Raw genomic sequence first — 13,676 nt, forward strand, 5'->3', positions numbered from 1 at the left:
TGGTCTACGATAAATTATCACGACGTGGAATATCTTTTATAGCATATGTTAATTAAGCTGATTTTCTTACCAGGTAATTCAAAATTTCAAACAAACGCGCTTCGCTCCCTGCCATTTGTAAATCAGTTTTGTACTTGTTATTGACGACAAAGGCTGGTACGGCGTTAATTTGATAATGTGCCATCAACGACATACCGCTGTTAACGCGCATATCGATTGTTGGTGAGTTTTCGAAAGCGCTCTTGGCAATTTCCCTGTCTACTCCATGAGCAACAAAAAAATCAATCATCGATTGTTTCGTCGCCAAGGGATTTTTATCTTCTTGAATTGCTTTGAATAATATGGGATTCATTTTATCAGACATTGCCAGGGTTTTTGCTGTGTAATAGGCTTTGGCATACAAATCCCAGTTTGGTTTAAAAACAACTGGAATGCGCTCGAGATGAGCGCTTTTTCCCATTCTGGTTGCCCAATCATTTAGTGGGGCGTCAATTTTATAACACCATGGACAGCCATAACTAAAAAATTCGGTAATCTGGGGTGTTTTGTCTTTATTGGTAGACGATTGCGCGCTTGCAACGGTTTGATAATCTTTGCCTTCAATAAATTGAGTTGCCAAAGCAGTTATTGGCATAAGAAATAATAGGGCAATTAATTTTTTAAACATAGTCAATTCCTCAATATAACCCTTGAATATAATAAGCAACGGCTTCCATATCTTCTGGGCTCATTTTACTACTGATGTCTTGCATAATTTGATTTAAGTCATTCGTTCGCTTGCCATCTTTAAATGCTTGCAGTTGCATTACAGTATATGCTGCATGCTGACCCGAAAGCAGAGGAAAGCCTGCTTGAGCATTTCCACTGCCTTTAGGACCATGACAGGCTATACAGGCCGCAATGTGTTTATTTAAATCACCACCTCTGTAAAGTTGTTCACCTCTTTTTAAATATTTTTTAGGGGTTGAACCTTCAGCAAGGGGCATTTTAGCATAATAGGCTGCCAAGTCATCCATATCCTGCTCACTCAAGTTAGCGACTATTGCAGTCATAGTGGGGGCAGAGCGTGTTTTACCTTCTTTTATGTCTTTCAATTGTTTAACAAAATATTTTTCATGCTGGCCAGCAAGATTAGGCCATTCAGGATTTGTACTAATACCTTGCGGGCCATGACAGGCGGTACAGACTGTTGATTTACTTTGTCCAGCCTCTTGCAGGTTTTCCTGGGCAAAAATGACTGATGAAGAGCACAGGATTAATACGAGTGCTAATTTTTTCATGGATTTCTCATAATAATTTAGTCAATTAATGGTACACTGCCTGGGTCAAAATCCCAAAACTAAAATGATATCTTATGCCAATCAATTTATATTCTAAAGCAGTATTTTTAAAAAGTGCAGCCCGTGTCAATCAATTGCCTGAAGATTCCGGCTATGAGGTGGCGTTTGCTGGCCGCTCCAACGCTGGAAAATCCAGTGCCTTAAATTGTCTGACTAATAATAAAAATTTGGCAAGAACCAGTAAAACACCAGGCCGCACCCAACTCATCAACCTGTTTTCTCTTGATGAGCAAAGACGCCTTGTTGATTTGCCGGGTTATGGTTATGCCAAGGTCGCAATGGAAGTAAAATTGGAATGGCAAAAGAATTTAGCCCACTATCTCGAAACGAGACAATGCTTGAGAGGATTGATTTTGTTGATGGATGTACGCCATCCATTGAAAGATTTGGATCAAATATTAGTGAATTGGGCTTTGCACAGAGAACTCCCAGTGCATATTTTACTGACAAAATCCGACAAGTTAAGTCGTAGTGAAGTCAAAAATGCCGTACTTAAAGTTCGTCAGTATTATGAGCTGGCAGAGCATTTGGTTTCCGTGCAAGCGTTTTCTTCTGTGAAAAAAGATGGCGTTGAGGAGTTGATTTCTTTGCTTGATCGTTGGTATGAGTGGAATTAGCTTATAGGATATTAGTTTTTCGACTGATTACAGACCATTCTTTTAATGATTATCTAATATTTTGCTGTTATAATGCCCTCTTTCTGTCCGTTATGCTTTTAAGAGGACCACAATGACCCCTTTATTCCCAACCAAAGGCCCTATTACCATCCGACAAGGTATTGGAGGTAGTTGCTATCTTTTGTCATCCCTGGATTGTATTTTAAATCTTGGAGATGAAGGGGAGCAATTAATTAAATCACTGTTTACCCAAACGGAAGATGGCAAGGTTATTGTAAGAATCAAACGTCATGAGGCATTAAAAGATAATTTACAAAAGAATAAAATGACTGGGAAATACACCCATTATGTGGATGAACTCAGCAATGAAGATGTGTTTGAGATTAGCCCGGAAAGACTAAAGGAAATTGATAATCAATACGGTGGGGTAAAAAGTAATTCACTGGCAATAAAAATTTTGGAGCGATTGGTTTCTTATTATTATGCGGGAGATTGGAGTAATACTGATCCTTTGGCAAGCGTTGTTGCTCATGATATCCCAGACAGAATTGCCGGTTTTACTTCCACGGCTTTTGTGGGCAAATTCTTTGGCATTCAAGCGGAAGACATTCCCTACTCAAAGCTTGACGATATCATCAAATTGAAATTAATGAATCCTGATGAGCCTGTTTATATTAGTATGTCTTATGGAAAAGTCGATGTCTTTGGGAAGTTTCATGGCCGTCATGCTTTAAGAATAGACAAAATCATTCCTAAAGGTTCTGGCAACTATGATTTTGTATTAATCAATCCGCATGATAATTCTAAAACAGAAACTTATAAGTTAGATGATCTCAACAAACGAAACTGCCGATTTTGCCTTTTTAATACCAATATCCATAGAGCCAGTTTGATAAAAAAATTATTGACACTTTCCAACGATGAAGGAAGGTATGTTTTCGCCCATTCTGGGTTGCAGAAAAGGCTGATGTCTTTGGAAGAAATGAATCTTCTAACTAACAACAAAATGATTTCTTCTTGCATTAGTTTGCATAAGCAAATCCCTTATCTGGAAAAACTTTTCCTTAAACTGTCAGTGGATGAAAAGAAAATATTAACCACTTGCATAGTCAATGCGGATGGTTCTAAAAAGGAATTTCTAAAATTACTCATAACCCGTATCCCTACACTGGACTTGCTTGAACTGGTTCTTAACGAAGAAACATCTCAGGAATTACTAGGTGAGGTTTTGACAGAATTAGCCTTGTCAAACCCAGTCGAAGAAAACAAATTAAGTCCCAAAGCAGGCATAAACTTTAATAGCGAGGCTTTTCTCAATTTAATAGTGAAGTCCGCGATAAAACAAAAAATCAATCAATTAGGCTATACAGCTGAAAAAGCGAAACAAGAAATTGAATCCGGGATAATCAATTTTTACTTTGGTGGAGCCTCTTCTAGTTTAACAAGAGCATCAGGATTAAGAGCTTTATTTATAGCCAATGTTTTCTCTAAAAAATCAATAGAGACTATATTTACGCCAAAAGCTCGTTTTGCAAAAGCAATCGCCTATTATCTCACACTAAAGACTTTACCAGATTTATTGATTGAGTACATAAAAGGCAAAGACGCATCAACAATGGATGAGGAGTTTTTTGATATCGTTTTTGCCAGTGCAACGTTTAACGATCCGGATGAACTATTTGAAAGTTTGTTCAGATTAAGCCAAATCAATCCTCAAGCGGCAAAAGCCTTATTTGTTTTCGCATCTCACAAAATTAATGTTCTATTTAGCATTTCATTAGAAGAGTATGCAAAGAAAATCGCTTTAAGGGAATCCAGTGAATTCAAATCTTGGTTTGAATCTCTATCTAATCCACAGCCAGTGATAAAAATTCCTGTCATTGATAATTTATTAAGACAACAACGAGTTGAAGATGCTAAAAGAGTGATTGCAGAGATCGTTCAACGAATCAATTCTTTTCCATTTAATTTTGAGATTTATAAAACCGTTGAACACATCAATCTTAATGCAGAAGAGTTCAAAGGCCAACTTAAGCAAATAATTAATTCTGGCGAATTACAAAATGCATTACAGGTACTTGATTTACCCGATGAACATCCTGAAATCCAGAAAACTTTACAGCGTAAGTTACGAATGATAGACGTTGCAGCTAATCGGCGTATAGATTTTCTTAAGAAATATGAAACGGATATAGATGAACATGTCAGGCAAATAAAAGAGTTCCCAATAGACTTTAATGACGCCAACGCCATAGTAGCTATTGAATCCCAACGTATTCTGTTGAACAAACAACTTCACAAACTGGTTAAAGCGGAAGATCTTTTGGGTGAACAATTAATAGCTAATCCCAAAATAAAATTTGTCTATTATGAGCAGGTTGATAAGATTAATTTGCAGGCTGAAATATTGCAAAAACAGCTTATTGATGAGGCGCAAAAGGTTATCGATTCTGTTGAGAAAAGAATTAATAATTTTGCAATTGGTTTTAATGATATCAGTTCTTCTTCCGCAGTAGAACGGCAGCGTAATCATTTATTGCAACAACTTGAGAGCCTGGTTAAACCCAATCAAGCCTTATTAAGTGCAGAAAAGGTTCTGGATTGTACGGATTTGCACCCACCGATAGCAAAAGCACTGCAAGCTAAAAAGCAAAAAGTCAATGAGATTGCCGATCAACTGATCGTTAAAATAAATGCTGAAGAAATAGTAAAAAGCTATGAAAAACAAATCAGGGAATTTGCGGTAAGTTTTAATGGCTGCCAATCAGTTGAAGAAGTGATTGCCAGAAAACAGGATTTAATTCAATCAGTTCGAAATTTGGTTGATAACAAACCAGACTTGCTTAAAGCTCAAGAGCAGCTTCAACATTTATCTGAAGAGTACCATAGTGATATCAGAATGGCACTGGCAGATAAAATTCGTGAAATCAACAGGCAAGCTGATGCGATGAGTAAGCGTATTACTGACCAAATCGCCATGGCAAATGAAACTTTGAATGTTCTTGCCACAATTAAATTTTCCGACCACTTAAAAATCATTGAAAAGATGGTTAAAACATTGGAAGCCAAAGCCGGGGAAGATAAAAATTATCAACGTGCAGCCCCCATAGCGAGAACATTTTATGATAATTTATTAATAGCCGAAGAACATTTCAAAAACTCTCAATTGCCTAAAAACGATAAGTGCAGAAATTTTCATCAAGCTTGTGTACGTGCCATTAATTCGGCCTTACCTGTTTTAGAAGTACATCGTGGCTGGAAACAAGTCCTTGCTGATTTGGCGAGTGCTTTAGTCACTTTATGCACTTTGGGTGGGGCCAATTTATATGCGGGAAGATGGCGATTATTTCCTGTACCCACCGATTCTGAAAAAATTGTCAAAGATTTTTCAGAGGCAATACAACCACTTACTGTCAGAGCCTGATAAAATTGATTTGATATTGCTTGAAATGTTGGCCGAGCTTCACAGAGTTTATTCCTTTGTTATCTCATAAACTTTGTGAAGCTCGAGCATTCTTTTTACTGCTTCGAAAAATTCATCATTAGTTCCGCAACGACCTGAGGGTTAGCAAGGGTTGTTAAATCTCCCAGCTCATCAATGTGCGAAACTTCTTTGCAAGCAATTTTTCTTAGTATTCGGCGCATAATTTTACCTGAACGGGTTTTCGGCAAATCATTTACAAACTGAATGACATCTGGTTTGGCAATAGCGCTGATTTCATCCTTGACGCGCTCCATCAATTCAGTTTGGAGCTTAGCATCCGGCTTATTTCCCTGCTTCAGAATGACATAGGCAAATATGCCTTGCCCTTTTAAATCGTGAGGAATACCTACGACACCAGCTTCTGCCACCTTAGGATGGCTGACTAAGGCTGATTCAATTTCAGCAGTACCCAATCGATGCCCGGAAACATTAAGTACGTCATCAATTCGACCTGTAATCCAATAGTCTCCGTCTTCATCTCGTCGGGCGCCATCACCAGTGATGTAATAGCCATTGGATAAATAAGTGTTGCAGTATCTTTGGTGATCTCCTGCAATGGTTCTTGCCATAGAAGGCCATGGATATTTGATAGCCAAAAATCCTTCTCCAGCGCCATTAATTTCCTGCCCTTGCTCATTTAAGAGGACTGGTATGATCCCCGGAACGGGTTTACGAGCAGAGCCTGGTTTGAGAACTTCATCGCTGATGCTGGGACTCATCATAATAGCTCCAGTTTCAGTTTGCCACCATGTATCTACTATCGGGCATTTCCCTTGCCCAACTTTTTGGTGATACCAATTCCATGCTTCCGGGTTAATTGGCTCACCCACTGAACCCAGTAAACGCAGAGAACTTCTTGAGCTTGAGTTTAGCCATTGGTCGCCCGCTCTCATTAGGGAGCGGATGGCCGTCGGGGCTGTGTAGAACACGTTCACTTGATGCTTATCAATGATGCGCCAATTTCTTGCTGCGTCAGGCCAAGTGGGTATTCCTTCAAACATCAACGTAGTAATGCCATTGCATAGGGGGCCATATACGACATAACTATGGCCTGTAATCCAACCGACATCAGCAGTGCACCAAAATACTTCATGGTCCTGACAATCAAATATCAGTTGATGCGTATAAGCGGCCTGCACTAAATAGCCGCCTGTGGTATGCACTACTCCTTTCGGCTGTCCTGTGCTTCCAGAGGTATAGAGAATAAACAGCGGATCTTCTGCGTCCATTGGTTCCGGCGCGCATTGATCCGATACGGTTTGTTTCAGCTCATGCCACCAGTGCTCTTTATTTCTATCTGCTGTTATTGAGGCATTAGAGTTTTTAACAATCAGCTTGGTGATATTTAGATCCCGGCTGGCTTCATCGGCCTGTTTCTTTAAAGGAATAGTTTTCCCTCCACGTTGAAACGCATCCGCAGTGATTAAACATTTGCAGGATGAGGCTATTAACCGCTGTTGCAGTGCATGGGCTGAAAACCCGGCAAAAACCACGGTATGAATAGCCCCAATGCGCGCACAAGCCAGCATGGCAATGGCCGCTTCAGGTATCATGGGCATGTAAATGCCCACCGTATCACCCTTGCCAACATTCAAGCTTTTTAACACATTGCTCATTTTGCATACCTCAGAATGCAGCTGGGCAAAAGTCAGAGTTTTATTTTGATTTTCATCGTCACCTTCCCAAATGATGGCCGTTTGATGGGCTTTGTGGGGTAAATGCCTGTCCAGACAATTAGCGCTCACATTGAGCAAGCCACCTTGAAACCATTTGACGTCGCCCTTATCTAATCCGCCCTCCAGGGTAATACTCCAAGGTTGCATCCAGTCAATGGTTTGTGCGGCAATTTCAGACCAAAACTCAGATAAAGATTCTTCTGTAAGGGTTAAATGAGGGTGAGTTAGATGGACGGGATGCATGCTACACCTCTTGTGTTTTGGCAATCTGTTTGATAATGGCTGAAAAATCGACATCACCAAGGCCTTTATCGATAAATTGTTGATAAATTTCAGTAGTCTTGGCTCCAAGGGGTGTTTCAATGTGAACTGACTTCGCGGTATTTTGACTCAATAGCAAATCCTTCAACATCATTTTTGCTGCAAATCCTGGCTTATAATCATTATTTGCAGGAACATTTTCCAAGATTCCTGGCACAGGGACGTATTTGCTCATAGCCCAACATTGGCCTGATGAGTTGTTTACCACTTCAAATAATTTTTCATTGGATAATCCTAACTCTTTCGCCAGAATGAACGCTTCTGATATGGCGATCATTGTGGTGCCCAGTATCATGTTATTGCAGATTTTGGCTGCTTGCCCGCTGCCTGCACCGCCTGTGTGGATGATTTTTTTTCCCATAGCAGTGAGAATGGGATGCGCCGCATGATAAGCCTCCATTTCACCACCGACCATGAATGTCAATGTGGCTGCGACAGCCCCCGCTACGCCTCCAGAGACGGGAGCATCGACAACCAGAAGATGATTTTCTTTCGCAATTTGATGAGTTTCTCGAGAGCTTTTTACATCAATTGTGGAGCAATCGATGTACAGTGAGCCAGCATTTAATTGACTGAATATACCATCTACACCAAGGCATACGTGTAAAACTTGCTGCCCCGTTTGTAACATAGTAACAATGATGTCTTTGCCTTTCGCCAGTTCTTGCAAGTTATGGGCAATTGCTCCTCCTTGTTCAGCAAAATGCTCAAGTGCTGATTGTTGCAAATCATAGCCCATGACACTATGACCAGCTTTCAAAAGATTAATGGCCATTGGGAAACCCATATGACCCAAGCCTACAAATCCAATATTAGCCATATATTTCTCCGTAATAAGCCTAATTAATCATGAGTGGGCATGGCAAAGCTGCTATCCTTTAATTCAGTTATTGGCCATTTGCTGGTAACCGTTTTGCGTCGAGTATAGAAATGAATACTTTCCTCTCCATGCATGTTCGTGTCTCCAAACACAGATCGCTTCCAGCCTCCGAAAGGATGATTGGCAATGGGAACAGGTATTGGAATATTAACCCCGACCAGGCCTGCTTGAACTTGTTGACTATACTCACGAGCTGTAAAGCCATCTCGAGTGAAAATAGCAGTGCCATTTCCATATTGGTGTTTATTGACCAAAGCAAGAGCTTCTTCAAAATGGTTGACTCGCACGATAACCAGTACGGGTCCAAAAATTTCATTTTGATAGACAGACATTTCTTCGGTCACCTCGTCAAACAAACAAGGTCCCAGGTAAAAACCCTGGGGGTATTGAGGATGTTGAAAGGTTCTGCCATCGATGATTAAGCGGGCACCTTCATTAACCCCTTTTTCAATAGCAGCCAACACCCTTTGCCGGTGAGCCTGGCTGATAAGAGGCCCCATATCAGCACCCTCAACATCCCCCGCGTCTACACGAATGGCTCGAATGAGGGGAGCAATTTTATTGATTAAGGCATCTGCTGTATGTTGCCCCACCGTTACAACGACCGATAAAGCCATGCAACGCTCTCCAGCTGAACCATAGGCTGCTCCGACGATAGCATTAGCGGCTTGATCCAAATCGGCGTCAGGCATAACCACACAATGATTTTTAGCGCCGCCAAAAGTATGTGCCCGTTTTCCATAGGCTGCCGCAGTGGTATAAATGTATTCGGCAACAGGAGTGGAAGCGACTGCAGTAAAAGCGGCTATATCCGGATGAGCCAGTAAATGCTCAACGGTCGTTTTATTACCCTGGATACAATTGGCGACACCAGGTGGCAAACCGGCATCACTTAACAGTTCCAGCAAGCGGATTGGCGCAGAAGGATCTTGCTCGGAGGGTTTAAGGATAAAGGTATTTCCACAAGCAATGGCAGGAATCATCATCCAAATGGGTACCATGACAGGAAAATTAAATGGAGATACCCCGGCACAGACTCCCAGAGGTTGCCGAAAAGTATGACAATCAATATGGCTCGCCACTTCGGCAGAAAAATCCCCCTTCAGCTCGTTGACAAGCCCGCAGTGTAATTCCACCACTTCAATGCCTCTGGCCACGGAACCTTTCGCATCATCCAGAGTTTTTCCATGCTCACGAGTGACTATTCGTGCCAGATCCGTTTGGTATTTTTCCAACAGCTCTCTAAATCGGAATAAAACCCGTGCTCTTTTTATAGCGGGGGTTTGTGACCATTCATTTCCTGCTGCTTTGGCAACAGCCACAGCTTTGTCACAGGTTGCCTTTGACGCAAAATGAACTTGGCCAATAACTTCACCCAGAGCAGGATTATAAATGGATTGAGCTTCGGTATCAGTTTCATTAATAAGTTGCCCACCAATATAGTGAGGTACATTGTATCCCATTTTTAAACTCCTTGTATTGAAAGGCAGTCGCTAGATAATAGTTAGAAAAACAGAACTGAAATTAATTTTTTGCCATTTATTTCTAGCGAATGAGCCATTGCTTAATGATTAGTCACTTTGTGTTTTAAGTGTTACCTGATATTGTCTATCTGATTGGCTACCCTGTGAACCTAGTGTTTCAACGACCTCAAAATGAGTTGGATTGCCTGCTTTTTTTAAAGCGTTTTGAATGGCATCATCAATCCCGGACTCTGAAAAACCTGTAAAATCCTCTATACTTTTCATAGCTATCCTTTTACTATTCCTCCAAAAAAACTAGTTTAGCATGAAGTAATGCTATTAAGACAATTAACTTCCTGATATCTTAGGCTAAATATATAATTCAATTGTTAATTCAAAACATTGTCACTTTGAATTATTTATACAATAATGAGGAAATTAAGGCAGTAAGGGAATTAAGCTATGGGAAAAGGTATAATTTTACGTGTTTTGGAAAATACAATATTATCTCCTCAGGTATTTGAGACATTAGAGCGACTTCTACCTGGTTACAAATTAGAGTATTTTAAAGAGCAACCTGATTATCGTAAAAGTATCGTTCGCCGGATAGATAGCCTTCATGATGCCTTTTCATTTATTTTAAAAGCTTACCCTCTCGATCCAAAATATACTGCTCTGACGGTTGAAACCTTAAGTACTTATGCCGCAGAATGCAAGGCTTCATGTGACCTGGAAAAACTGACATTAGAAGAGTTACATTTTGAGCTTGAACGATTTACTGCCAAACTGGTTGAAGCCATTGCAATCGCATGGAAATGGCCTAAAGGCAAGGCAGTCAAAGAAGCGATAGCCTGCCTTAATGAAGCAGAGCAATATGTGCTAATGAGTCGAGGTCGTAGTGATGTCGCTACGATAATGCCTATAGACATGGGTAGTGAGACAAAATATGTATTGCAATATGACGAGTCTCTTTCACCTGTTTATGAGCAATGGTCAAATGAATTAAAAGAATTAAAAAAATATAATTTCCCTAAAACACCCGCCTGGTTTAAAAATCTGCCGCCTTATCAACAAGCATATTATTGTAATCTGAATTTAAGCTCTGTTGATCCTAAAAAAGTTCTGCAGCATTTTAATACATTCTTTGGTAATTGGGAGGATATTGCAAAAAGGTCACTTAATTTGACCACGGAATTAAATCAAATCTATACCAACTCACCGCCGTATCCTTCCTGGTTCAATGAATTAAGCCCTGCGCAGCAAGCCATGATTCGAGTTTTGTCTGCTAATCCACATGAGATTAAATCCAGTTTAAAAGAGTTTAAAAAATTTATGGTCGAGCAGGCCAAAAATGAGCAATATGCTTTGACCCTGAGCTTAGTGCCTAAGCTTCCACAATGGTATTGGGTTTTGTCCGAGAAACAACAATACTTTTTGGAATACGCTCTCAAAAATACCGAGAGGGTAGAAGATGTCGTATCCTATTTATCAAGCCGGCATCGAACCTTACCGGCTCCGGCCAATTATGGCGCACACAGTTTGTATTTAATCGATTCTGAGGGTAAGGACACTTTATTTTATGATAGGAGATATCGCTCAAGTCATGTTGCCAGTCGTGACTCGTTAAAGTTTCCTGAAGATGTCCAGCAGCGTCATGTTGACTCCAACCTGGTTAAGGTGATGGAGTTTGCCAAACCACAACAGCCTTTGTTATTACAAACATTAATTAGCCCTATCCATGCAGTAGATTATATTCCAACTGTGGTTACAGACTTTTTACCGGAATTACCTCCGGATCTGGAGTTGTATAAAATTGCCCGAGATGCGGTCACTCGGAGCAAGCGCAGGCATGAAATATTCCAACATAATCATCCTTTTAATATTGCCAAGCGTTATTATTATACTCAGGCAACGGATAAAGACAGCGAGTTTTTATTAAAGGCAGCGCAGAAATGCGTGTCTACGAAGCCCGGATTACAGGCGTTAATCGATGATTATAGAGCCGTTTTAGAGTCTCCTTTAGGATCTGCAACGTTCTGGGATTACGATGGCAGGGAATTATTCCTTAGCTCTTTGGAAGAACTAATCATTCTAACCATGAATGGGTATAGCTATGGTTCCTGTGTCAGTGGTAAAGATAGAAAAGCAGTCGAGTTGTTGCATACTGATGCCATGATTTTATATAAGGCAAAATATGGAAATTGGCCTAAATTTGGAATTCCCAAAGAAAAAGAAGAACGAGTCAATTTTATCAATATTGTTGTAGATCTTTATATCTCAAGGCATCAACATGAGCTTGCAGGGCAAAATGCGCCAGGTTCAGAGGGAATCAAAACGCCTGACTGGTACTGGCCAAACGATATAGCTGAGGCCATTAACAAGCGCTTGGGCACTGAGAAAGCATTAGCCTATGATGACCGATTAGCTACTGATAATGAAGTGAAAAATATTAGCAAGGATTTGCGTTCCTTTTTTCTGCCAGAAAACGAATTGCATTGCTTGTTAATTGCCAAACAGCTGGGCGAAAAAATGTGCACCAGACTTTATGATGTGCTAAGCGCTTTAATCAATGAAGAGCGCAGATTTCAAAAATCAAGCAAAGATTCCTGGAAATTACGGTGGTTCTCTGATAAAGATGTGAGCTCAACACCGACTGGAATACTCAATATTCGTGAGGTAATGCACGATGAAAACTCCGGCAATGATAATATTCTGCGTATTGGAAAAATATTTGCAGCCGTTTTAAATCGGCCAGAAAGTGATTCATCGAGGACTACAGCAACCAATTCAGTATATGATCGTATTCGGAAATTATTACAACCTCTGACATCAGAAGCTACATTACAAACATTGGCAGATGAAGCGATTTTAGAATGGTCTTCTTTGTTTGAGAGTTCCAAAAGAGAAAACAGCGGAATGGTTTATATGTAATGTTTAAGAAGTAGAATTGAAAACCGTTCCATGCCATTTGCTGAAGAGCGAGACCCGTATACTCTGCAGTAATACGGGTCAAATTAATCCTTGCAATTTATAGCAAATGTTCCAAACCATAAACCAGATTATTTAAACTTAATACTTTTTGGCAAGCCAATACTATTCCCGGCATAAAACAGCGGCGATCGATACTGTTATGTGTAATAGTTAATGTCTCGCCAATATTGCCAAAAAGGACTTCTTGCCGGGCAAGCAATCCAGGTAGTCTGAGGGAATGGATATTAATATCATGATGAGAGCCGCCACGGGCTCCTGGGGTTAATTCTTTTAACGCAAGCTTGTTTTTTGGATTTTTGCGTGCCGCAGCTATCATTTCTGCAGTTTTTAAAGCGGTCCCTGATGGCGCATCCAATTTTTGTTGATGATGACCTTCAATAATTTCTACCTCCGAAAAGTATTCAGACACTTTCGTGGCGAGCATCATCATTAAAACAGCACCAAGAGAAAAGTTAGGCGCAATAATTCCACCCATTTGTTTTATTGCACAAAGCTTGGTGAGTTCATCGATTTGCGTTTCAAGCAATCCCGATGTTCCAATAACAGGTCGGGCGCCATGATTAATAATGGTTAAAGAATTTTCATAGACACAGTCTGCTCTTGTTAAATCAACAACTATTTGTGCTTGGGTGTCCAGTATACTTTGACCAAGGTTGTCCTGTCTGCTTAGTTTGGCAACTATTTCAAACTGCTCATGGTTTTCCAATGTTTCACAGGCGAGTACTCCCATTTTTCCGTGGGCACCATTTACAATAACACGTGTTCGCATTTATAACTCCGAATTATTTACATGACTTACAGAAAATTCCAATCTCTTTGTTAAAAAAAGTTTTTAATTCGGTCATTTAGTTTATCTAAACTCCCTCATTAAAAACATTTTTTTGCCTCGACCTTGGCATTTTTC

At 40.2% G+C, this 13,676-nt stretch carries 10 protein-coding genes; 3 read left to right on the plus strand and 7 right to left on the minus strand.

The features are described 5' to 3' along the window. Window positions 1-52: 52 nt before the first annotated feature. Complete coding sequence (locus EL201_RS00640) at window positions 53-667, minus strand: thiol:disulfide interchange protein DsbA/DsbL (protein WP_027223230.1); 615 nt, start codon at window positions 665-667, stop codon at window positions 53-55. Between the two features lie 10 nt (window positions 668-677). Continuing rightward, on the minus strand, window positions 678-1,280 hold the full coding sequence (locus EL201_RS00645) for a c-type cytochrome (RefSeq protein ID WP_027223231.1): 603 nt from the start codon (window positions 1,278-1,280) through the stop codon (window positions 678-680). Between the two features lie 74 nt (window positions 1,281-1,354). On the opposite strand from EL201_RS00645, the gene yihA reads away from it, so the two are divergent. Together yihA and EL201_RS00655 are read left to right on the plus strand one after the other, a co-directional pair. Further along, window positions 1,355-1,957, plus strand: coding sequence for a ribosome biogenesis GTP-binding protein YihA/YsxC (yihA, locus tag EL201_RS00650; protein ID WP_027223232.1), 603 nt, complete (start codon window positions 1,355-1,357; stop codon window positions 1,955-1,957). 112 nt (window positions 1,958-2,069) lie between these two features. Next, on the plus strand, window positions 2,070-5,381 hold the full coding sequence (locus EL201_RS00655) for a coiled-coil domain-containing protein (RefSeq protein WP_027223233.1): 3,312 nt from the start codon (window positions 2,070-2,072) through the stop codon (window positions 5,379-5,381). A gap of 95 nt (window positions 5,382-5,476) precedes the next feature. On the opposite strand, the gene acs is transcribed toward EL201_RS00655, so the two are convergent. From acs to EL201_RS00675, 4 genes are all read right to left on the minus strand, one after another. Then, window positions 5,477-7,360: an acetate--CoA ligase gene (gene acs, locus EL201_RS00660; RefSeq protein WP_027223234.1), complete on the minus strand. Its 1,884-nt coding sequence runs from the start codon at window positions 7,358-7,360 to the stop codon at window positions 5,477-5,479. 1 nt (window position 7,361) lies between these two features. Continuing rightward, window positions 7,362-8,258, minus strand: a complete 897-nt coding sequence (gene mmsB / locus EL201_RS00665) for a 3-hydroxyisobutyrate dehydrogenase (RefSeq protein ID WP_027223235.1) — start codon at window positions 8,256-8,258, stop codon at window positions 7,362-7,364. Window positions 8,259-8,281: 23 nt separating this feature from the next. Next, entirely contained in the window at window positions 8,282-9,781 is a 1,500-nt protein-coding gene (locus tag EL201_RS00670; protein ID WP_027223236.1) for a CoA-acylating methylmalonate-semialdehyde dehydrogenase, read from the minus strand. A gap of 108 nt (window positions 9,782-9,889) precedes the next feature. Continuing rightward, window positions 9,890-10,066, minus strand: coding sequence for a dodecin domain-containing protein (locus EL201_RS00675; RefSeq protein WP_080273224.1), 177 nt, complete (start codon window positions 10,064-10,066; stop codon window positions 9,890-9,892). 177 nt (window positions 10,067-10,243) lie between these two features. On the opposite strand from EL201_RS00675, the gene EL201_RS00680 reads away from it, so the two are divergent. Beyond that, complete coding sequence (locus EL201_RS00680; protein ID WP_027223237.1) at window positions 10,244-12,712, plus strand: hypothetical protein; 2,469 nt, start codon at window positions 10,244-10,246, stop codon at window positions 12,710-12,712. A gap of 97 nt (window positions 12,713-12,809) precedes the next feature. Here the strand turns inward: EL201_RS00680 and dapB are convergent, their stop codons facing one another. After that, complete coding sequence (gene dapB / locus EL201_RS00685) at window positions 12,810-13,541, minus strand: 4-hydroxy-tetrahydrodipicolinate reductase (RefSeq protein WP_027223238.1); 732 nt, start codon at window positions 13,539-13,541, stop codon at window positions 12,810-12,812. Between the last annotated feature and the right edge of the window lie 135 nt (window positions 13,542-13,676).

Origin of the sequence: Legionella pneumophila subsp. pascullei (assembly GCF_900637585.1) — a bacterium.
Taxonomy (GTDB): Bacteria; Pseudomonadota; Gammaproteobacteria; order Legionellales; family Legionellaceae; genus Legionella; species Legionella pascullei.